At 58.1% G+C, this 21,205-nt stretch carries 19 protein-coding genes; 4 read left to right on the forward strand and 15 right to left on the reverse strand.

Annotated elements, in window-relative coordinates:
- Positions 1-112: 112 nt before the first annotated feature.
- The 3 genes from GRI41_RS09200 to GRI41_RS09210 form a co-directional block, all read right to left on the reverse strand.
- Positions 113-886 (reverse strand): Crp/Fnr family transcriptional regulator, encoded by a 774-nt coding sequence (locus GRI41_RS09200; protein WP_160604748.1) that lies wholly within the window; start codon positions 884-886, stop codon positions 113-115.
- 98 nt (positions 887-984) lie between these two features.
- Positions 985-1,710 (reverse strand): Crp/Fnr family transcriptional regulator, encoded by a 726-nt coding sequence (locus GRI41_RS09205; protein ID WP_034960230.1) that lies wholly within the window; start codon positions 1,708-1,710, stop codon positions 985-987.
- 146 nt (positions 1,711-1,856) lie between these two features.
- Positions 1,857-3,023: an NnrS family protein gene (locus GRI41_RS09210; RefSeq protein WP_160604749.1), complete on the reverse strand. Its 1,167-nt coding sequence runs from the start codon at positions 3,021-3,023 to the stop codon at positions 1,857-1,859.
- A 240-nt stretch (positions 3,024-3,263) separates the two neighbouring features.
- Between GRI41_RS09210 and GRI41_RS09215 the strand changes: the two genes are divergently transcribed.
- The 3 genes from GRI41_RS09215 to mobA are packed head-to-tail and all read left to right on the forward strand — an operon-like array spanning position 3,264 to position 5,798.
- Positions 3,264-4,517 carry an acyl-CoA dehydrogenase family protein gene (locus GRI41_RS09215; protein ID WP_160604750.1) on the forward strand — a complete coding sequence of 418 codons (1,254 nt, stop codon included), beginning with the start codon at positions 3,264-3,266 and terminating at the stop codon, positions 4,515-4,517.
- 21 nt (positions 4,518-4,538) lie between these two features.
- Complete coding sequence (gene pdxH / locus GRI41_RS09220) at positions 4,539-5,132, forward strand: pyridoxamine 5'-phosphate oxidase (RefSeq protein WP_160604751.1); 594 nt, start codon at positions 4,539-4,541, stop codon at positions 5,130-5,132.
- 30 nt (positions 5,133-5,162) lie between these two features.
- A complete protein-coding gene (gene mobA / locus GRI41_RS09225) occupies positions 5,163-5,798 on the forward strand; it encodes a molybdenum cofactor guanylyltransferase (RefSeq protein ID WP_137677627.1) in 636 nt (211 codons plus the stop codon).
- On the opposite strand, the gene GRI41_RS09230 is transcribed toward mobA, so the two are convergent.
- Genes GRI41_RS09230 through moaB form a run of 3 tightly spaced genes read right to left on the reverse strand, consistent with a single transcriptional unit; the run spans position 5,779 to position 8,020 of the window.
- Positions 5,779-6,963, reverse strand: a complete 1,185-nt coding sequence (locus GRI41_RS09230) for a molybdopterin molybdotransferase MoeA (protein WP_137677626.1) — start codon at positions 6,961-6,963, stop codon at positions 5,779-5,781. The two genes, mobA and GRI41_RS09230, sit on opposite strands and share 20 nt — an antisense overlap.
- Positions 6,963-7,436, reverse strand: coding sequence for a cyclic pyranopterin monophosphate synthase MoaC (gene moaC, locus GRI41_RS09235; RefSeq protein ID WP_034960238.1), 474 nt, complete (start codon positions 7,434-7,436; stop codon positions 6,963-6,965). The genes GRI41_RS09230 and moaC overlap by 1 nt, the downstream gene beginning before the upstream one ends.
- Positions 7,433-8,020: a molybdenum cofactor biosynthesis protein B gene (moaB, locus tag GRI41_RS09240; RefSeq protein ID WP_328600544.1), complete on the reverse strand. Its 588-nt coding sequence runs from the start codon at positions 8,018-8,020 to the stop codon at positions 7,433-7,435. Before moaB ends, moaC begins: the two co-directional genes overlap by 4 nt.
- 159 nt (positions 8,021-8,179) lie before the next feature.
- Here moaB and GRI41_RS09245 point away from each other — a divergent pair, with 159 nt between their 5' ends.
- The gene (locus tag GRI41_RS09245; protein ID WP_160604752.1) at positions 8,180-8,929 is read left to right on the forward strand and encodes a CBS domain-containing protein; all 750 of its coding nucleotides are present in this window, start codon (positions 8,180-8,182) and stop codon (positions 8,927-8,929) included.
- 73 nt (positions 8,930-9,002) lie between these two features.
- Here GRI41_RS09245 and GRI41_RS09250 read toward each other — a convergent pair whose 3' ends face one another.
- From GRI41_RS09250 to GRI41_RS09290, 9 genes are read right to left on the reverse strand one after another with little or no spacing between them, the layout of a single operon-like run.
- Entirely contained in the window at positions 9,003-9,458 is a 456-nt protein-coding gene (locus GRI41_RS09250; RefSeq protein ID WP_034960243.1) for a molybdenum cofactor biosynthesis protein MoaE, read from the reverse strand.
- A complete protein-coding gene (locus GRI41_RS09255; RefSeq protein WP_034960244.1) occupies positions 9,455-9,712 on the reverse strand; it encodes a MoaD/ThiS family protein in 258 nt (85 codons plus the stop codon). Before GRI41_RS09255 ends, GRI41_RS09250 begins: the two co-directional genes overlap by 4 nt.
- 1 nt (position 9,713) lies before the next feature.
- The gene (moaA, locus tag GRI41_RS09260; RefSeq protein ID WP_240048969.1) at positions 9,714-10,742 is read right to left on the reverse strand and encodes a GTP 3',8-cyclase MoaA; all 1,029 of its coding nucleotides are present in this window, start codon (positions 10,740-10,742) and stop codon (positions 9,714-9,716) included.
- Positions 10,739-11,551: a peptidylprolyl isomerase gene (locus GRI41_RS09265; protein ID WP_160604753.1), complete on the reverse strand. Its 813-nt coding sequence runs from the start codon at positions 11,549-11,551 to the stop codon at positions 10,739-10,741. Before GRI41_RS09265 ends, moaA begins: the two co-directional genes overlap by 4 nt.
- Entirely contained in the window at positions 11,544-12,299 is a 756-nt protein-coding gene (gene narI, locus GRI41_RS09270) for a respiratory nitrate reductase subunit gamma (RefSeq protein WP_081853355.1), read from the reverse strand. The genes GRI41_RS09265 and narI overlap by 8 nt, the downstream gene beginning before the upstream one ends.
- Before the next feature lie 2 nt (positions 12,300-12,301).
- Entirely contained in the window at positions 12,302-12,991 is a 690-nt protein-coding gene (gene narJ / locus GRI41_RS09275) for a nitrate reductase molybdenum cofactor assembly chaperone (RefSeq protein ID WP_034960246.1), read from the reverse strand.
- Positions 12,988-14,514, reverse strand: coding sequence for a nitrate reductase subunit beta (gene narH / locus GRI41_RS09280; protein ID WP_160604754.1), 1,527 nt, complete (start codon positions 14,512-14,514; stop codon positions 12,988-12,990). Before narH ends, narJ begins: the two co-directional genes overlap by 4 nt.
- Positions 14,511-18,248, reverse strand: a complete 3,738-nt coding sequence (locus GRI41_RS09285; RefSeq protein ID WP_160604755.1) for a nitrate reductase subunit alpha — start codon at positions 18,246-18,248, stop codon at positions 14,511-14,513. The genes narH and GRI41_RS09285 overlap by 4 nt, the downstream gene beginning before the upstream one ends.
- On the reverse strand, positions 18,245-20,992 hold the full coding sequence (locus tag GRI41_RS09290) for a nitrate/nitrite transporter (protein WP_160604756.1): 2,748 nt from the start codon (positions 20,990-20,992) through the stop codon (positions 18,245-18,247). The genes GRI41_RS09285 and GRI41_RS09290 overlap by 4 nt, the downstream gene beginning before the upstream one ends.
- Between the last annotated feature and the right edge of the window lie 213 nt (positions 20,993-21,205).

Below are 21,205 nucleotides of genomic sequence, written 5' to 3' on the forward strand. Positions count from 1 at the left end.
CTCTCCCTTTTCGGAAGTCCTTGATCTGTATCAAATCATACGACGCGCCGGTCGCAACTTCCAAACACCAAGGCAATGCAGAGCATTTCCACGTGCCGGGTCGGCGTCGCTCTCAGCTCAAGCCGGAGAGATGACCTGCCTCTTGCTTGAGCGCGGCAAGATCAAGGATTTTGACCTGCGATCTCCCAGAAGTGGAGACGAGGCCCGCATTTCGCAGTTCCGTCATTTGGCGGCTTACGGTTTCGATCGTAAGACCAATATTGTCGCCGATATCACGACGAGACATGGGAAGGTCGAGCAGGGCTCCATTTGAGAACGGAGCTCCGATACGCTCCGCCATACTGACCAGGAACGTCGCGACCCGCTCCCGCGCAGTCTTTTGCCCAAGAGCAAGAGATTTTTCGCGACAACGACTGAGGGCGCGCAGCAGGTGACTCAGGAAATTGTTGTTGAGCGTCTTATCGCTTTGAGCCAGACGAATAAATTCCGTGGCCGGAAAGGCGACAAGCTCGCAGTCCTTCAAAGCGCAGAGATTATAGGCATGCGTTTCTCGTGCGGGCACGTAGATGAAGTCGTCCTTGAAATAGAACCCCATCACCTGCGTGCGTCCGGCTGACGCACTGGCTATTAGCTTGACCGCACCGTCGACGACAAGAACCACCTGGCTGGCGCTGTTATCTGTTACTCGAGAGTCTCCGGAGCGAGCGCCGACATATCTGGTAAGCGCCTGCAGACGAAGATGCGTTGCTTTGTTAGCGCCAAGAGAAGCCACAGGTGCTGTCGCTCCCGTGAAAACGATCGAAGTCGGCGAGGCCGCAGCTGATTGCTTTGCATGCATCAGCGAAATCTGGATGATCAACGAGGCGACGTCATTGATTTCGGTCAAACCGAACGTTTCGTATTCGGTCTCGTGGAAGCACCGGTTGGTGCGAGGGTCCGAAACTGAGAACACAACCAGCTGCTTCTCCGCTAGCTTGGAGCGGACTAACCCCCTCGTTCTGCGAGAGCCTTCAACGAATTGATTGTCAGTTCGCGTCGGCCTGGAAGACCGATCAACCCATCATTCTTCAGCTTGGTCATGTGCCGACTAACCGTTTCAATCGTGAGGCCAAGAACGTCAGCCATTTGCTGGCGGGAAAGAGGTAAAGTCAGCGATCGCTCATCACCCAGTTCCGACTCTTTGCAGTTTGCAGGAATTAGTCTTTCTGCCGTCTCGACAAGATAGGTGGCCAATTTCTGCTCGGCATTCATCCGCCCCAGCAGCACCATCCAGCGCCGCGTGCGATCCAATTCGGCCAGCGTCCGCTCAAGGAGCTTGTGCTCAAGCCGGGGGTGCTCTCGGGCAAACCTGTCGAAATCGGTGCGCCGAAATACACAGACCTGCGCATCGGTAATCGCCTCGACGCCATAGGGTGTGGTCTCACCGAAGGGTCGACCTAGGAAGTCCGACGGATAGACCATCCCAAGGATTTGTTCTCTTCCATCCGCCGTCTGCGTCGAAAGCTTGAGGACACCTTCCACCACATTGGCGACGATGATCGCGTCATCGCCTTCCCAAAGTAACTGTTCACCTGCTTGAAGCCGTTTTCGCCGACCGATTGCGTTCAGCAATCCTAATTCATCCTCGTCGAGGTCAGCACAGATCGCACGGTTGCGAACAGCACAAGCCTGGCAGAAGTTTAATGAAGGCTCGATTTCGAGAGAATCCATATTGTTGGAATAGCGCCTTTAATTAGGCTCGCCAAGCCAAAGAGGTTTTTGGCCCGGAAACAACCAAGAGAAACTCTGAGAACTGTCACCCACCGCTCACCAAAAGAGGGTAGCAGCCTGTGAGCCATGCATTCGTGACTGGACAGCTATTTCCCCAGAGCCCCTTTTCTCGGCGAACTGAGTATCGGGCCAAAGACAACCAGGAAGAGCCCGAATGCTCCTAGCCACCCAAAGCCCGCAACAACAAGAAGAACAAAGGACTGCCCAATTTGCAGCCCGGCCACGACGCGAGCAATAGCAGCTAGGGTAATCAAAACGCATGCCGATGCGATGGCCAAATTAAAACTCGGTTCGCGCGCTGTCATTGCAAGCGACGTGCGGCTCATCACGCCAAGTATCATCGTCGCCATCGCCCCTGTCGAAAGCGCATGAATTGCAGGGCTCTCGCTGATCCATCCGAATTGCGCGGCTCCGAGGAGGAGCAGGCCGAGTGCGAGCCAAAAATATCCCAGGTGAAGAACAAATACCGGTAGGCAAGGCAAACAGCGCCAGCCCTGCCACCTGGCCAACCGCGCGAAGTTGGCAAGGCCCGCGAGCATCAGCAGGGTTCCGGATGCGCCGCTTGCGCGAGCAAGAATCCAGACGAGCAAGCCGCCAATCGTGACAGCCATGACAATGGCGTCTGTCAGGTCCGGCTGGGTCGGGGTGGGGTCCAGCCTGACTTGCTTCAGCAACCAATTGTGCGTGAAGCTGGGAATAAGCCGCCCTCCGATCAGCATGACAAGAGCAGTGACGAGAGCTATTCCCGCTCGCCACCCCAGGCCCGCGCTATCGATCCATTTTGCCATCTCCATCCGATCAAGAATGTCGGCAAAACCAAACGCCGCAATAACCATGCAAATGGTGAGACTTCGTTTGCGACCGTGGGTCTCTTCGCGCCCGATCAGAAAAGAGAGAAAAAGGTAGAACCCTCCATCGAGGGCAATAAGGGCCGCACTCGTATCCGCCAGGCCAAACGGGAGAACCCGCCCTACACACCAAAAGAAAAATAGCGTTGCAAGCGGCCATCCGGCGATGGGCAAGCGTCCGGTCCAGTTGGGCGCGGACGTTAGCGCAAAGCCAGCGATTGCCGCTCCGACAAATCCGAACAGCATCTCGTGGCGATGCCACGCCAGTGCGTCAGACACGAAACCGCCAGGGATTTGTCCAAGTAGATATCCCAGCCACAGGCTCATGGCGAAGACAGCCCAAAACGCAGCGCCGAGAAAGAACGGGCGAAAGGCCCCTCGGAAAATCGTTGGTCCGCTTTCCATACGGCGCCGCCGCAATGCGAGGCGCTCCGCGTTGCTCCGCATTCGCTTAACTCTCCTGATCTGAAGCCTTGCAGCACGAGTTCGAGGCGAGACCAGTCCTCGAGGCCGCAACTTGCCCAAATTCTCGCTGGTACCTAGCCCCACACTTACCTCGCCGGGCTTTGACCAAGATCAATTGAAATCGGAGCTTTGCGTCTATCTCTAAGCGTCCAAACCCTTCTACAGCAAAGCGCTCTCTCGATGGACTTCAGCCTTTCAAACGATCAATCCCATTGGCGGGACCGCGTACGCGACTTCATGCACGCGCATATTTATCGCGCAGAAGAAGTATACCGAGACCAACTGGGCAAGCATGAACACGAGCGTTGGCAAGTGCCGCCGGTTGTTGAAGAATTGAAGGCACGGGCCTATTCTGCGGGATTGTGGAACCTGTTCCTGCCGCCGTCGGACCATGATGACGGAGACTATCGCGGAGCAGGGCTCAGCAATCTCGACTATGCGCTGTGCGCGGAGGAAATGGGCAGGGTCGGCTTCGCTTCGGAAGCGTTCAACTGCTCGGCCCCCGACACCGGAAACATGGAGGTGCTACACCGCTACGGAACGACAGAGCAAAAGACACAATGGCTACGGCCTCTGCTCGACGGGGAAATTCGGTCAGCATTCCTGATGACCGAGCCCGATGTCGCTTCCTCCGATGCAACCAATATCCAGACCTCGATCCGCCGCGAAGGTGACGAATACGTCATCAACGGGCGCAAATGGTGGTCTTCCGGAGTTGGTGATCCACGCTGCAAGCTCGCCATCGTCATGGGCAAGACTGACCCGGACGCGAACACGCACCAGCAGCAATCTCAGATCCTCGTTCCGCTCGACTCGCCGGGCGTGGAGATTGTGCGCATGCTACCAGTATTCGGGTATGACGGGGCTCCACACGGCCATGGCGAAGTGGTGCTGCGCAACGTGCGGGTTCCTGCGGCCAACATTATACTGGGTGAAGGACGCGGTTTCGAGATCGCTCAAGGAAGGCTTGGACCCGGTCGCATTCATCACTGCATGCGCGCAATCGGTGCCGCCGAGCGCGCACTAGAGAAGATGGCCGAACGTCTTCAGTCGCGCATCGCATTTGGGAAGAGACTGTCCGAGCAGTCGGTATGGGAACAAAGGCTGGGAGAAGCACGCCTCGATATCGAGATGACAAGACTGCTGTGTCTTAAGGCCGCCGACATGATGGACAAAGCAGGCAATAAGGCTGCCAAGCTCGAGATCGCTCTGATCAAAGTCGCTGCACCCAGAACGGCTCTACGGGTTCTCGATCACGCAATGCAGGCGCATGGCGCGGGTGGGCTCTCAGATGATTTCGGCCTGGCTGAAGTCTATGCCGGTATGCGCGCGCTGCGGATTGCCGATGGACCTGACGAGGTTCACTTGCGATCGATCGCCCGTATTGAGCTGGCACAGGTTGGATCGCGCTTGGCGGAATGGCGAGATCGCTGACGCGTCAGATGGGATCGAACCATGACCAGGCAAGCTGCAGATCCTTTCGCCAAATTCACCGACTGGTTTTCTCAGGCCACGCGCGAGCTAGGGGCTGAGCAAGCCTCGGCAGTCAATCTGGCGACCGTATCGGGCGAAGGGAAGCCATCCAGCCGAATGGTCTTACTCAAGGAGCACGATGAGCGAGGCTTCGTATTCTATACCAATCTCAAGAGCCGCAAAGCCACCGAGCTGGCCGAGAATTCGGCCGTGGCGATGTGCTTCCACTGGTCAGACCTTGGCAAGCAAGTGCGGATCGAAGGTCGCGCCATGTCAGTGAGCGATGTTGAAGCAGATCGCTACTTCGCGACCCGCCCGCTGGCCAGCCGCTATGGCGCATGGGCATCCCAACAATCATCGCAGCTCAAGAACCGGCGCGAGCTGGCCGGGCGGCTGACCAGCGTAGTCGCCAGGTTCAAGTCTTGGGATGTTCCTCGTCCGCCATTCTGGTCAGGTTTCCGGGTTCGTGCCGAGCGGATCGAATTCTGGAGCAATGCCAGGTTCAGGCTGCATGATCGCATTTGCTATCAACGCACCTGCGATGGCGCATGGCAGCAATTCCTGCTCTATCCATGATTTTAGGCATGCCGAGGACCTCTTGAAACCATGGCGCATACAAATTTGGAAAAGTCAGTCGCCAGCAAGGTTGATTCAACTGTTCCGATCGTGATCGCCGCCGGGGGCAACGGTTCGCGTATCGGTGGCTCTAAACATGCGCGGCTGCTGGCAGGCCAATCGCTTCTTGATCGGGCGATCGACTGGGCCAACACACATGCCAATAAAATTGCAATTGCGGTGCGCAGCGTCGATCAAATCGTGATCCCGGGCATACCGCTCTTGACCGACGAGCAAGTCGATATCGGTCCCATCAGCGCGTTGAGCAGCGCATTTGCGTTCGCGGCGACGCACAATCATCTCCGTGTGCTTGTCATCGGGTGCGATATGCCATTCCTGCCCGATGATCTCCTGCTTCGGCTCAAGGAGGCAATCGGGGAAGGCGGTTGCGCAATGCCAGTCAGCGCTGGAAAGGATCATCCGATGGCGGCCATGTGGCGCGTCGATCGGCCAGTATTGAAAGATTATATCGCCAATGGAGGACGATCGCTCTGGAGCTTTGCCGAAGCGTCAGGTGCGGTGCGGGTTTCGTGGGAATCCGAGCCCAAGCAAGACCCCTTTGCCAACATCAATGACGAGAGAGCGCTCACAGAAGCGAGGCATCGGCTCAAAAGGCAAGCGCGCTAACATGCTCTCCTGCGCGGCAGACTGGCGCGTTGGGCAGACGACGAATAAGCCAGTCCGCCTGCATCAATGCACGCTGCGCACCGCTATCCTGGTTGGTGACCGGGACAAGGCCGTCTTTCTCCCAGCTGGCGCGAATGAAGGTTTCCCGCCCCCCTGTCGTCGGTAGTTCCTCCGCCAGAACCATTTTTCGCCAGCAATTGACTTCGGCAATCGATTGTCCCTGCAGCCGCGCGAGCAGTGGCATCAGGAACAGACGCGCAGTAACCATGGCGGAGGTTGGATTGCCGGGAAGCCCCAAGACCCACTTGCCTTTGGCGCGTCCGAGCCAGACCGGTTTTCCAGGCTTGATCGCAGCTTTCGCGAACACCAATTCCAGTCCATGCGGGGCAAACATCGGCTTGGCGAAATCGCGTTCGCCGACAGATGCGCCGCCCGTTACTATAACCACGTCAGCACAGCTGAGCATTGTACCGGCCAGATCCTCAAGCGCGGGAAGATCGTCGGAGGCCAATGCTCGTTCGATCACCTCAGCCCCTGATGCGGCAGCCATGGCGGCGACCCCGTAGGTTACGCTCTCGGCAATGGCGTCAGCGCGCGTGTATGCAGTTCCTGGCACCATCAACTCGTCGCCCGTGCCGATGATGGCCACACGCGGCTGCACGCTCACGCTAACGGTGGCAAGGTCGGCTGCGGCCGCAGCAACCATTGCCCGGGCTCCCAGACGGGTGCCCGGCGATACGAGCCGGTCACCTTTGCGGAAGTCGCTGCCCGGCGGACGAACGTGCCAGCCTGGCCCATAATCCTCCTTGAAAACCACCAAATCGCCATTCCGCTCGGCATATTCCTGCATGATGCAGCGGTCACTACCCTGGGGCATGGGAGCCCCGGTAAAAATCCGCACAGCGTCGCCGGGCTTTAAAGCATCAGTAAAGCCCGTTCCGGCTGCAGATTGCCCAATAACCCGCAATGCCTCGCCGGGACGTGTGGCACTATCGATGACGGCATAGCCATCCATCGCGGCAACTGCGCTGAATGGAGCATCCCGTCTGGCGTCCAGAGCTCTTGTGAGAACACGGCCGGCTGCTCTTTCGAAAGGTACGACCTCTTCACCAAGCGTAGTTGCTTGGTCGTTTATCAGTCCAATCGCCTCGTCGAAAGGAATCATCACGTCCCCCATGAGCTCGATTTGCCACCTGTCTTCGAAGTAACCTGGACCGCTTCGATCTGCATTGTTTGATCAATCGCCTTGAGCATGTCGAAGAGCGTGAGCGCAGCGATTGAGACTGCCGTAAGCGCTTCCATTTCAACACCGGTTTTCCCATCGCAGCGCGCGACGCCTTTTACAACGAAGCCCGGCAGGCTCTCGTCGAGCGTCACCTCAACCACGACGCTGGAAAGAGGAAGGGGATGACATAGCGGGATCAAGTCCGCCGTGCGCTTCGCACCCATGACCCCTGCCAATTCGGCAGTCGAAATCACGCTGCCCTTGGGCGTCCGGCCTTCCGATACCGCGACAAGCGTTGCCGGTGCGCACCGAAGGCGACCTAAGGCCTCGGCGCTCCTCCTCGTCGGCAATTTCTCGCCGACATCAACCATTCTTGCGCGACCTTCTCGATCGAGATGAGTAAGGTCGGTCATGCGCAAAGGTGTCTCAGGCGGGGTACCTGGCCTGCGATCGAGCAAGGACGATAACGGCTATCGAACTCGAGCGCGAGAATGCGATCCCAAGCATCGCGGCAGGCTCCTGTGGAGCCGGGAACACAGAATATGAACGTGTCATCGGCCTGGCCTGCGAATGCGCGGGATTGCAGCGTGGAAACGCCGATCGTGTCCATGCTTACCTGATGGAAGACGACGCTGAAGCCGTCCATCACTCTGCGCAGCAACGGACCTACGGCTTCAGGCGTGACATCGCGGGGCGTGAATCCGGTTCCTCCGGTGCTGACAATAACGTCCACGTCCGGATTTGCGACCCAGGCAGATACCTGCTTGCGGATTGAGTCGACCTCATCAGGCACGATAGCGCGGCCTGCGAGATGATGCCCAGCCTCCTGGAGGCGTGTGGCGAAGAGCGCGCCCGACGTGTCGGTCTCCGGTGTCCGCGTATCCGATACGGTAAGAACTGCAACCTTAAGTGGATGAAACTCCAGGCTATCGTCTATTCCGGGCACGACATACTTCCTTTGATTGACTGGTGTTTTCTTTGTCCGGGATTTGCTCACGCGTATTTGACGCGGATCAATGACTGACTGGTGGCTTTATGGCATGATAATCAAATGGAGGTGACCTCACATACTCCAACTGGGCTTCGAGGCTTTGCAGCCAGCCGTCTCGCGACCCACTGAGAATGAAGTGATGCCTCCGCCATCAAGGAGGTTATTATGACCAAAGCAACCAATACGAAGCCTGCCACAAGACGCAGTGATGATAATGGCCAGGGAACAGGCCCCCCTACCCCTGCAGAACTCAAAGCCTGCAACATCATGAGCGGATCGGTGATCTCGATACACACGGATGTATCGATCCATGACGCTGCAGAAATGCTGATCGATCACGGAGTCAGCGCGCTGCCCGTCGTTTCCGGTCGCAAGGTTGTCGGCATTCTAAGCGAAACCGATTTGCTCCACCGGGAGGAGTTGGGCAACCCGCCCGACACCTGCGACGCTGATTCCCCGGAACCTGAATGCGTGAAGGCATTCGGACACACGGTTGGCGAGGTCATGACACCGGTCGTCGTCAGCGTCGAAGAGACCACCACCCTGTCCGAAATCGCGAACCTCATGGATGAACATCGGATCAAGCACCTGCCGGTCCTGCGCGACGACAATCTCGTCGGTATCGTCAGTCGTGCTGATATCGTGCGAGCGCTGATCGTGCGACCAGTAGGCTCGCATGGACCGATGACCAATGATGACGACATCATTCGTGCACGGGTGATCGAGAAGCTTCTGACCATTAAGGGTGCAAGCGCGTGGCTGACTGACGTGGCCGTTTCAGAGGGCGTCGTTACCCTGACAGGAACCGTGCAGGACGAGGACGCACTGCTGCCTTCGCGCGAGGCTGTAGCGGCGATCCCATTTGTCAAAGCGGTCGATGATCACCGCGCAATCACTCAAGCATTCTGGGGCTGAACCAAACAAAGCAAAGGCATATTGCAGCGCGTTTTGTCGCAGGCTGCATCGCAGCTGATCCGGATGACGTGCTTCACCAGCGCGCAACATCGCTCCTGTCCGCATCGGTCGGCTCGATCCAGGCCGAGCCGTTTGCATGCTCCTCGCGCTTCCAAAAAACTGCTTCTGTCTTGAGCCTGTCCATCAGATAGTCGGCCGCTTCGAACGCCGCTCTGCGGTGGGGTGAGGCCGTTGCCACAAACACTATCGCCTCCAGCGGTTTGATCCGGCCCGCGCGATGAATGACATGGCTTGCGGTTATTGCGAACTTTGCGTGCGCGTCTGCTGCGATTTGCTGCATAGAGGCCAAAGTGACGCCCCGGTAGCTTTCAAGGACCAGCGCGTTGATCGGCAAACCGTCCTTGGTCTGCCCTCTGGCTCTTCCGGTGAAGCTTACGACGGCCCCTTCATCACCGATCCGCCCTGTAAACTGCGAAAGGCATACAGACGGATCGAACACCTCCTGCTTTACTTCGACAAACGCCGTCATCCGCCCGAAACCGGAGGAAAAAGCGCCGCTGTATCGCCTTGGCGAATGATCGCATCATCGGGTACGATCGTCTCGTTGACGCAAGCCCGAATGCGACCGCCAGCGAGGATCGGTGCGAGCAAGGGATACGCACTGCTTACCGCCTCGAAGAGCTCCCTGACCGGCAAGCCGCTAGGTGAAATGTCGAGCGTGACAGAGCCCCCGTAGCTGTCTGCCAGCTTGCCGCAAAGTTCAACATTAAGCGACTGGTTCAATTCAACCTCCGATGGATGCCAGGTGCGGCGTGGCACCGCTATTTCCTTGATGAAGCCGATGCGCCGGAGCCTTGGTCGCTGTAAGCTTGCGGATGCGTTCGATCAGTTCGTCCCCTGCGCCATCGTTCTGGAGCAGAGGGCGCAGATTGATGCCAGCATCGCCAAACAAGCACAGATGCAGTTTTCCAAGCGAAGAGACGCGCAGGCGATTGCAACTGGAACAGAAATCCTTCGAATAAGGCGCGATTATGCCGATCCGTCCTTTCGCGTGCTCATGCCCGAACTCGACTGCCGGACCGGCGCCAGCCTGTCGCGGAAGGCGCGACCACCCCAGAGCCTGCAGGCGGTCGATGACAGACTGACCCGTGACGTGCCGCTCGGCAAAGAACTCGGCATTGTCGTTGGTACGCATGACTTCGATAAACCGGAGTGAAAGATCGCGCGACGAAACGAAATCGACCATTGCCTCGAGTTCCCGGTCGTTGATACCGCGCATCAGCACCGCGTTGAGCTTAATGCTGTCAAAACCCGCTGCTTGTGCCGCGTCGATACCAGCGAGGACTTGCCGCAACCTGTCATGCCCGGTGATTTCGGCGAACCGGGCCGGATCGAGCGAGTCCACGCTTACATTGATCGCGCTGATCCCTGCCGCCCGCCAGGCGGCTGCCTTTTCTGCCAGCCGATACCCGTTGGTCGTCATCGCCACGCGCCGGATGCCCGGTACATTTGCAACTGTCCGGGCGATCTCGTCGAAGTCGCGGCGCAAAGTTGGCTCGCCGCCTGTCAGGCGCACCTTCCACAGCCCGAGTCTGGCAAAGGCTGTCACAATACGGCGCACTTCGTCGGCGGAAAGCTCAGTCGGGCGACTGCAGGGCTTCTTGTAGCCGTCGGGCAGGCAATAGGTGCAGCGAAAATTGCAGACATCGGTCAAGGACAGGCGCAGATACTCGAACCGCCGTCCGATCCCGTCGAACAACTGGTCAACACGCCGGTCACTGGCAGGGGCACCGAAGTCGCGATTATCTGTCACTGAACCAATGGTCCTTCTGCTGCAACCAGGTCCACGCCCTCGATCTCCGTCTGGCTCGCCAGAATCGACAGATATTGCGCAACGGCTTTCCGATAGCTGGCTTCTTCGAGATAATTGCGGATCGATTGCTCGACCGCTTCGAACGGCAGTTGCTTGCCTTCCGCCCGCCGCCCAGCACGGATCACGTGAACGCCGAATGGCGATTTTACCGGAGACAAGCACAGCTCGCCCTCGGATAAGGCAAACAATGCTGTTTCGAACTCGGCGACCGTTTGTCCTTTTCCGATCTGGCCGAGATTGCCGCCTTGCTCTTTCGATGGACAGGCAGATTTGGCCTTGGCCAGTTCGTCAAAGCGCGACGGGTCCTTTTCCAACTCGCGGATCGCCATCCGCGCATCACCGACGGCCAAACTGTAATTAAGAGTATCGTCTGGGCTGGCAGAAAACAGGATATGTTCCGCTTCGACCAGCGGTTCGCTGGCGAAGCGATCTCGGTGCTGGTCGTAGAAGCGTTTTGCTTCCTCTTCGTTTGCCACAGGAACGTCGACTTCCTGGCTAAGCAGGGCATCGATCCGGGCATCTTCGTCTGCGAGCTTGCGACCCTCATCATCGAAGCGCTCGTCGGCAGAGATTTCTAGCCGGTCAGCTTCGGCAAGCAGAAGCTGACGGATCGCCAGCGCTTCGGCCGCAGCTGTCCAAGCGGCCTCGGCGTCGGGAGCCGGATGATTTTGCGCTTCGGCTGCGATTGCGGCTTCGGCGATCTTCACACCGCCAACACTGACCTGTACGCGTTCCATCACATCATCCATGTCTCAGATCCTTGCGTGAACGGACGATCTGATAGCCACCGCGCCAGATATAGCGGACAGGTGCCGAGAAGATATGGACGAGGCGGGTAAACGGCAGCAGCAGGAAAATCAGCATACCAAGCACAAGATGTGCTTGATAAGGCCAATCGAGTCCGGCGACATAGCGACCGACGCCTGGTTCGAAGGTAAAAATGCCCTGCGCCCAGGCAGACAGCCGCAACATCACTTCAGCATCATGGTGCGCCAATGAAAACGGGACGGTAGCGAGTCCCAATAATAGCTGCACGAACAGGATGACCAGGATGGCATTATCGGCAAATGCCGAATTTCTGCGAATGCGTGCATCGAAAAAACGACGGTGCATCAGCAGCACCAGACCTGCAAAGCAAATGAGGCCGGCAACCGATCCGGCATAAATGGCCACCAGTTGCTTCGCCTCTGCCGAAATAAAGTGCTTATAAATGCTGTGCGGCGTCAGAAGGCCGACAAAATGGCCCATGAAGAGGAAAAGAATGCCGATATGGAACATGTTTGAGCCCCACATGAGCTGCTTTCGCCGGAGCAGTTGGCTCGATCCGGCACGCCATGTGTAGGGCTCTCGATCATAACGGAAAATGCTGCCGATGATCATTACCGCCAGCGCAATATAGGGCAGCGCGCCAAACAGGAATGTGTTGATCCACAGGTCGATCGGAATGGATGGCAAGGCTTCATGGCCAGCAGGAACGGCGGCGGGTGGATTGGACATGATCAGGCTCCTTGTTCGCCACGCATCGCGGCAAGCTGGCTGGCAGCGACGGGGCATGCAGCATTAGGGTTGGGAGCGGCTTCGGCTCCAAACCGGATTTCTTCTTCTTCCCACTGCGCATCGAGCGCCTCGAGATCCTGCGGGTCGTCAACCGGAGAGAGCGCCTGCTGCGCCTCTTCGTCCATTTCCACTCCGGCAATGGCGCAGAGCGCTTCGAACAGCGGCGCATAGTCCGATTCCCGCTCGGCCAGACGCGCGGCTATGGCCACCATAACCACGCCCGGCTCTGCGAGCGCTTCGCGGGCAGCCTGCTCCGGCAGGGTTGAGCAATAGTCGAGGAACAACGGCAGGTAGTCGGGCAGCTCATTGCCGCTGGGTTCCAGTCCCGCCGCAAGATAACGTTCGCGCAGGTCGACCATTGCCTGGCCACGGTCGCGGCTTTCACCATGGACGTGTTCGAACAGGTGCAGGCTGTGCGCCCGGCCCCGGTCGAACAGTTCCACATAGGTCTCCTGCGCATCATAGATGTCGCTGGTCGCCAGCCGCGTGAGTAGCGGAGCAAGCGACTTCACCGACGCGGGCGTAAGCGAGGTATCGGCCTCCAGCCGCTGGCGGATTTCGCCGATAACAGATTGCAGGTCCTTGGTCGGATATTGCAGCAGCAGTGACATCAGGTGAAGCGATTGCATCATAACACCTCCGTTGGGGTCTGGAGTTTTTTGCGGGTTTGGGTTGCGAACAGATTGGTCTTGCTTGACCCACCCGAGCACCCGTTGCCGAAGGAGAAGCCGCACGAACCGCGTTCTTCGAACATGTCCTCGGCATCCTCGCGGTGTCCGGTCGGGATCACAAAGCGATCCTCGTAATCGGCCAGCGCCATAATTTTGTACATTTCCTCGATCTGCGCGCCGGTCAGCCCGACATCGGTGGCAATGCTTTCGTTATGGACGCCGTCGATCGATTTGGCCCGCATGTAGCCGCGCATGGCGAGCATGCGCTCGAGGCAGACCGCAATCGGTTCCTCGTCGCCCGCTGTGAGAAGATTGGCGAGATACTTGAGCGGAATGCGCAAAGACCGGATGTCGGGCATATTGTTGTTCACGGAAATCTGCCCGGCGTTTGCCGCAGCGTTGATCGGCGACAGCGGCGGTACGTACCAGACCATCGGCAGGGTCCGGTATTCGGGGTGCAGCGGGAAGGCGACCTTCCATTCCATGGCCATCTTCCACACCGGCGAATGCCGCGCAGCCTCAAGCCAGGCTTCGGGCACTCCGTCCTTGCGGGCCTGTTCAATTACCTCGGGATCATTGGGATCGAGGAAGATATCGAGCTGGGCCTGATACAGATCTTCGACATTTTCCGCCGATGCAGCTTCTTCGATACGATCAGCATCATAAAGCATCACGCCTAGGTAGCGGATGCGGCCAACGCAGGTTTCAGAACAAACGGTCGGTTGACCAGCCTCGATACGCGGATAACAGAACGTGCACTTTTCCGATTTGCCGCTTTTCCAGTTGTAGTAGATCTTCTTGTAAGGACATCCCGATACGCACATGCGCCAGCCACGACAGGCCTCCTGATCGATCAGAACGATGCCGTCTTCCTCGCGCTTGTAGATCGCGCCTGAGGGACAGGCCGCGACGCAAGTCGGGTTGAGGCAGTGCTCGCACAGCCTTGGCAGATACATCATGAAGGTGTTTTCGAACTGGCCGTAAATCTCCTTCTGAACACCTTCGAAGTTGTAGTCCTCCGAACGTTTGGAGAACTCGCCGCCAAGAATTTCTTCCCAGTTCGGACCCCATTCGATCTTCTCCATCCGCTTGCCCGATATCAGGCTGCGCGCGCGTGCGGTCGGAAAGGCCTTACTCTCACCCGCCTGCTGAAGATGGGCGTAGTCGAAAGTGAAGGGTTCATAATAATCGTCGATCTCTGGCAGATCGGGATTGGCAAAAATCTTCGCCAGCACCCGCCACTTGCCGCCCATCCTGGGCCGGATTGATCCTCCTGGAACCCGCTCCCAGCCCCCTTTCCAGCGTTTCTGGTTCTCCCAGTCCTTGGGGTAGCCAATGCCGGGCTTGGTTTCGACATTGTTGAACCAAGCGTATTCCATCCCTTCACGGCTGGTCCATACATTCTTGCAGGTGACCGAGCAGGTGTGACAGCCAATGCATTTGTCGAGGTTCAGAACCTTGCCGATTTGCGCGCGAATTTTCATGCTACGGTCTCCCCTTCAGGCAGAGCTTCTTCGAGCCAGTCGACCTTGCTGAGTTTGCGGACGATGACATATTCATCGCGGTTTGAGCCCACCGTGCCGTAATAGTTGAAGCCGTAGGCAAGCTGGACATAACCGCCGATCATATGGGTGGGTTTCAGTACAGCGCGCGTCACTGAATTATGAATGCCGCCGCGCTGGCCGGTCAGCGGCGAGCCGGGCATATTGGTGAGCTTCTCCTGCGCATGATACATGAACAGGGTGCCTTCCTTCATGCGCTGCGAGACCACCACCCGGGCTACCAGTGCGCCATTGCTGTTGAAGGTTTCCACCCAGTCATTATCAACCAGTCCTGCCTTGGCGGCATCGACCTCGCTCATCCACACGATCGGCCCACCACGTGACAAAGTCAGCATCAAGAGGTTGTCGGTGTAGGTCGAGTGGATGCCCCACTTCTGGTGCGGAGTGATGAAGTTCAGGATTACGTGCGGCGCATCCTTGGCTTCATCGAGCATCGGCTTGACCGCCTTCGTATCGATCGGCGGGCGATAAACGCAGAACCCTTCGCCAAAGGCGCGCATCCATTTGTGATCCTGATAGAGCTGCTGCCTCCCGGTCAGCGTGCGCCAAGGGATCAACTCGTGCACGTTGGTATAGCCTGCGTTGTAGCAGACATGCTCGCTCTCAAGCCCCGACCATGTCGGCGAGGAGATGATCTTCCTCGGTTGGGCCTGGATGTCGCGGAAGCGGATCTTCTCCTCTTCCTTGGGCAATGCAAGATGAGTGTGATCGCGGCCGGTGTTCTTCGAAATCGCTTCCCATGCTTTGACTGCGACCTCGCCATTGGTCTCCGGCGCCAGCATCAGGATCACTTCAGCAGCATCGATAGCGGAATCGATACGGGGCGCACCCTTGGCCGAGCCCTCCTCGCTTCTGGCTCCGTTGAGCTTGCGAAGGTTCTCGACCTCGGTTTCAGTGTTCCAGGCGATCCCCTTGCCGCCATTACCGAGCTTGTCCATCAGCGGCCCAAGCGAAGAAAATCGCTCGTAGAGCCCCGGATAATCGCGCTCTACTACGGCAACCGTCGCCATCGTCTTGCCGGGTATCGGCTCGACATCTCCATTGCCCCAATCGGCCACATCATAGGGCTGCGCGATCTCGTTCGGAGTATCGTGCTGGATCGGGGTCAACACCACGTCCTGTTCGACGCCAAGCACTTCGGGCGCCACTTCGGAGAATTTCTTCGCTATCCCCTTGTAGATGTCCCAGTCGCTGCGCGATTCCCAGACCGGATCGACTGCAGCCGACAGCGGGTGGATGAACGGGTGCATATCGGACGTGTTGAGATCGTCTTTCTCATACCAGCTCGCGGTCGGCAGCACGATGTCGGAGTAGACGCAGGTCGTCGACATGCGGAAATCGAGCGTTACCAGCAGGTCAAGTTTGCCTTTCGGCGCATCGTCATGCCACTTTACTTCCTTCGGTTTCTGCGCGCCGGTTTCACCCAGGTCCTTGCCCTGCACGCCGTGGGCTGTGCCAAGCAGGTGTTTGAGGAAGTATTCGTGGCCCTTGCCAGACGACCCCAGCAGGTTGGAGCGCCACACAAACATGTTGCGCGGCCAATTGGCTGGATCATCCGGATCGAAGCAAGACATTTCAAGCTCGCCGGATTTGAGCGCATCGGCAACGTAGTCTTTGGCCTCCTTGCCTGACGCCTTGGCGGCCTTGCCCACTTCGAGCGGGTTCGTCTTCAATTGCGGCGCTGACGGCAACCAACCCATCCGTTCGGCCCGCACATTGTAATCGATCAGGCTTGCATCCCAATCACCCTCGGGCGCGGTTGGCGACAGGATCTCCTCCACATCGAGGGTTTCGTATCGCCATTGGTCGGTGTGTGCGTAGAAAAAGCTCGTGGAGTTCATCTGCCGCGGCGGACGGTTCCAGTCCAAGGCGAATGCCAGAGGAAGCCATCCTGTCTGCGGACGCAGCTTCTCCTGTCCGACATAATGCGACCAGCCGCCGCCAGACTGGCCGACGCAGCCGCACATCACCAACAGGTTGATAATGCCGCGATAATTCATGTCCATGTGATACCAGTGGTTGAGCCCGGCTCCGAGAATGACCATCGATTTGCCGTTGGTCGTCTCGGCATTACCCGCGAACTCGCGCGCAATCGTAATGATCTGGTCTGCCGGCACGCCGGTAATCTTCTCGGCCCAGGCGGGAGTGTAGGGCACCATTTCACTGTAATCACGGGCGACATGCTCGCCGCCGAGGCCCCGGTCGAGGCCATAATTGGCGCAAAAGAGGTCGAACACAGTTGCGACAAAGGCTTTGCCTTCTTTCAGCTGCAGCTGGCGTACTGGCACGCGTCGCTTGAGCACGCTGGGATGGTCTGTGCCCTGGAAATGATCATGCTCGCGGTTGCCGAAATACGGAAAGGCTACTTCGATCGTTTCGTCGTGATGGGCATCGAGGATGTTGGTAAGGCGGAGCACCGTGTCGTTTCCGCGGCCATCTTTTTCCTCGAGATTCCATTTGCCCTGTTCGCCCCAGCGAAAGCCTGCCGAACCATTGGGCGCAACGACTTCATCGGTGTTTTCATCGATTGCGACTGTCTTCCAGTCGGGGTTGTTCTCCTCTTCTAAACCGTCAAGGAAGTCAGCCGCACGCAGCAGGTTCTCGGGTACGTAGGCGCCATCTTTCTCGACCAGTCGCACCAGCATCGGCATGTCGGAATATTTGCGACAGTAATCCTCGAAATATTCCGCCTGACGATCGAGGTGATATTCGCGCAGGATGACATGGCCCATGGCCATCGCCAGGGCCGCATCGGTGCCTTGCTTGGGATTAAGCCAAAGGTCAGCAAACTTGGTGGCTTCGGCATAGTCAGGTGAGACAACCGCCACCTTGGTGCCGCGATAGCGGGCTTCGGTCATGAAGTGCGCATCAGGAGTTCTCGTCTGCGGAACGTTCGAACCCCACATCATCAGGAATCCAGCGTTGTACCAGTCGGCGCTTTCGGGAACATCGGTCTGTTCGCCCCAGGTTTGCGGGGATGAGGGAGGAAGGTCGCAATACCAATCGTAGAAGCTCATGCAGGTACCACCGAGCAGCGAGAGATAGCGCGAACCAGCGGCGTAGGAGACCATCGACATCGCCGGGATCGGCGAGAAACCAATGACCCGGTCAGGGCCATAAGTCTTGGCAGTGTAGGCGTTCGCCGCAGCGATGATCTCGTTGACTTCATCCCATGTCGAGCGAACAAATCCGCCATGGCCGCGAATGGCCGTATAGCTCTTGCGCTTGACCGGATCCTCGACGATCGACGCCCAGGCTGCAACCGGGGTGCGAACCACCCGCGCCTCACGCCACAGCTTGAGCAAGCGCGAGCGTATCATCGGATATTTCAGCCGCTGGGCCGAATAGATGTACCAGCTATAGCTCGCCCCGCGCGGACAACCGCGCGGCTCATGGTTGGGCAGATCGGGCCTTGTTCGCGGATAATCGGTCTGCTGCGTTTCCCACGTAATGATCCCGCCCTTGACGTAGATTTTCCAGGAACACGAGCCGGTGCAGTTCACTCCGTGGGTGCTGCGCACGATCTTATCGTGCTGCCAACGCCTGCGATAGCTATCCTCCCAGTCGCGGTTCTCATTGGTGGTGACGCCGTGGCCTTCGGAAAAGGCGACTTTCTTCTGGTTGAAAAAGGTCAGGCGGTCGAGAAGCTTGCTCATGCGGTTGCTCCCTTGAGCTGGTTGGTTGGTTCAGCGGGGACAAGCGCCCGGCCACGTTCGATATCGTGCAGCAGGCCGCCGCGACGGGAATAAGCCCACCAGGTCAGCGATGCGCAACTGGCGTAGAAGATGAAGAAGCCCCAGAGCGCCGCCATTGGAGAGCCGGTCGCCGAGATCGCGCTGCCAAAGCTTTTCGGGATGAAGAAGGCCCCGTAGGCGGCGATGGCGGAGGTGAAGCCGACAATCGCTGCCGATTCCTTCTCCGATTGGCGCAGGCTTGCTTCCCGAGTCAGCTGCGGCATCAACCGCGGCACTTCCTGACGCATGATGTTGGGGATCATCTGGAAAGTGGAGGCATTGCCCACCCCGGTCATGAAGAACATGAAGATGAACGCTGCGAGGAAGCCCCACCAGCTGCCCGCTTCGATGAAGTACGCCACTGCGAGCACACCGAGCATCATGAGGACGAAAACCCAGAAGGTCACCCGCGCCCCGCCCCAGCGATCCGAAACCCATCCGGTCGCGGCACGACTGAGAGCACCGACCAAAGGCCCCAAGAAAACGAACTGGAGCACATCAATTTGAGGGAACTGGTGTTTGGCAAGCAAAGGCAGACCGGCCGAAAAGCCGATAAAGCTGCCAAAGGTCCCTGTGTAGAGCCAGCACATGAGCCAATTGTGCTTGCGCTGGAAAATCACGGACTGCTCGGCGAAGCTGGCCTTGGCATCGGCAATGTCGTTCATCCCGAACCATGCCAGCATGGTCGCAACGATAATGAACGGCACCCAGATGAAGCCGGCATTCTGCAGCCACAACTCGCCGCCTTCCGCGGTCTGCTGCGGTTCGCCGCCCAAGATGCCGAACACTCCAGCGACAATGACAAGCGGTACGGCAAACTGCATCACCGAAACGCCAAGGTTGCCAAGCCCGGCATTGAGGGCGAGCGCGTTGCCCTTCTGTGCCTTCGGAAAGAAGAAACTGATGTTGGACATCGACGAGGCGAAATTGCCTCCGCCAAACCCGCACAGCAGCGCCAGCACCAGGAAAATGACGTAAGGCGTCTCCGGGTTCTGGACTGCATACCCAATCCCGAAGGCCGGGATCAGTAGCGATGCGGTGGACAAAGTGGTCCACAGTCGACCCCCGAAAATCGGGACCATGAAACTGTAGAAGATCCGCAGTGTCGCCCCAGAAAGTCCAGGCAAGGCTGCCAGCCAAAACAACTGGTCAGTGCTGTAGTCGAAGCCGATGGAAGGCAACTTTGCGACCACGACCGACCACACCATCCAGACTGCAAAGGCCAAGAGCAGGGCCGGGATTGATATGAAAAGATTGCGCCGGGCAATTCTCTCGCCGGTTTGTTCCCAGAACTCGGAGTCCTCCGGTCTCCACTCCGCGAGCACCTTGCTCGGCTTCGCTGCTGCATGCTTCTTCTCTTCGTGCAGATCGGCCATTTCTGGGAATTCAGGCAGCGAGCGGTTATCCATCCCTGCTGCCTTCTGCTCCATCTGCCGAATGGCTATATGCATCCATGCGAGGGCAATGCCGACGAGGGCAAACAGCACCATGAAGCAGCTGGTCCAGATTCCGGTGAGATCGCTAACGGCGCCAAAGACGATCGGCAGGATGAAGCCACCCAGGCCGCCAACCATGCCCACCATGCCGCCAACCGAACCCACGTGGTCGGGGTAGTAGACCGGGATATGCTTGTAGACCGCTGCTTTCCCAAGCGACATGAAGAAGCCCAGCACGAACACCGTGATGACGAAGGGAACCAGGCTCATCGAAGTCGAAAATACGATGTCGCCGCGGATGCCATGAATGACATAGTCGGTTGCCGGGTAAGACAGCATGAACAGGCACACCAACGACACGCCGAAGGTCGCATACATGATCCGCCGCGCGCCGTACTTGTCCGACAGCATCCCGCCATATGCGCGAAACAGGCTGGCCGAGAGCGAGAAGGTCGCCGCCAGCATCCCGGCCGTTTTAACGTCGACGCCATAGAGGCTGACCATGTATTGCGGCAGCCACAGCGCCAGCGCGACGAACGCGCCAAAGACAAAGAAGTAATAGAGCGAGAAACGCCAGACCTGCTCGCTCTTGAGCGGTTCGAGCTGCTCCTTCAGACTCCGCGCTTTGGTCCCATCCGCTTTGCGCGCGGCAAATTCCGGATCATCCTTGGCAAACAGGTAGAACAATACGGCGATAAGTGCGAGCGCACCTGCCCACACCTGGGCGACGCCTTGCCAGCCGATCGCGACCATGACCCACGGGGCCAGGAATTTGGTTACCGCCGCCCCCACATTGCCCATGCCGAAAAAGCCTAAAGCCGCACCCTGTCGCTCTTGCGGATAGAATTTTGAAACATAGGCAACGCCGACGGCAAAGCCGCCTCCGGCCAGGCCGAGGCCCAGCGCTGCAAGGAGCATGACGTAGTAATTCTCGGCGTAAGACAGCAAAAAGGTTGATGCGGCTGACGCCAGCATGGTGAGCGGGAACACGATCCTGCCGCCACGCTGGTCGGTCCAGATGCCCAGCATGAGCCGGGTCAGCGAACCGGTCAGGATCGGAGTGCCGACCAACAATCCAAATTGCGTATCATTAAGCCCCAACTCGGCTTTGATTTCGATCCCGACGATGGCGAAGATCGTCCAGACGGCGAAACAGATTGTAAACGCAAACGTACTCAAGCCGAGAGCTCGGTTCTGGTCGGCGGCGTTTAGCGCTTGCTGTTTTGGCATGCTCGGCTTCCTCATGGATCAGCGATCAGTGGTCTTTCGCTGAGCCAAGAAAACGGGATACTATTTGACCAAGATCAAAGAGCGCGTGGAAAGACCGCAAAACTCGCGGTCGCTTGCTATTTTCGGGAAGCGCGAGTTTTAGATATCAAGTCTTTGGTTGATGAATATCAATCGCTGGGCTAGCCAAAGCAGATCAAGTTGTAAGGGAAGCGA

It is taken from the genome of Pontixanthobacter aquaemixtae (assembly GCF_009827395.1).
GTDB classification, from domain to species: Bacteria; Pseudomonadota; Alphaproteobacteria; order Sphingomonadales; family Sphingomonadaceae; genus Pontixanthobacter; species Pontixanthobacter aquaemixtae.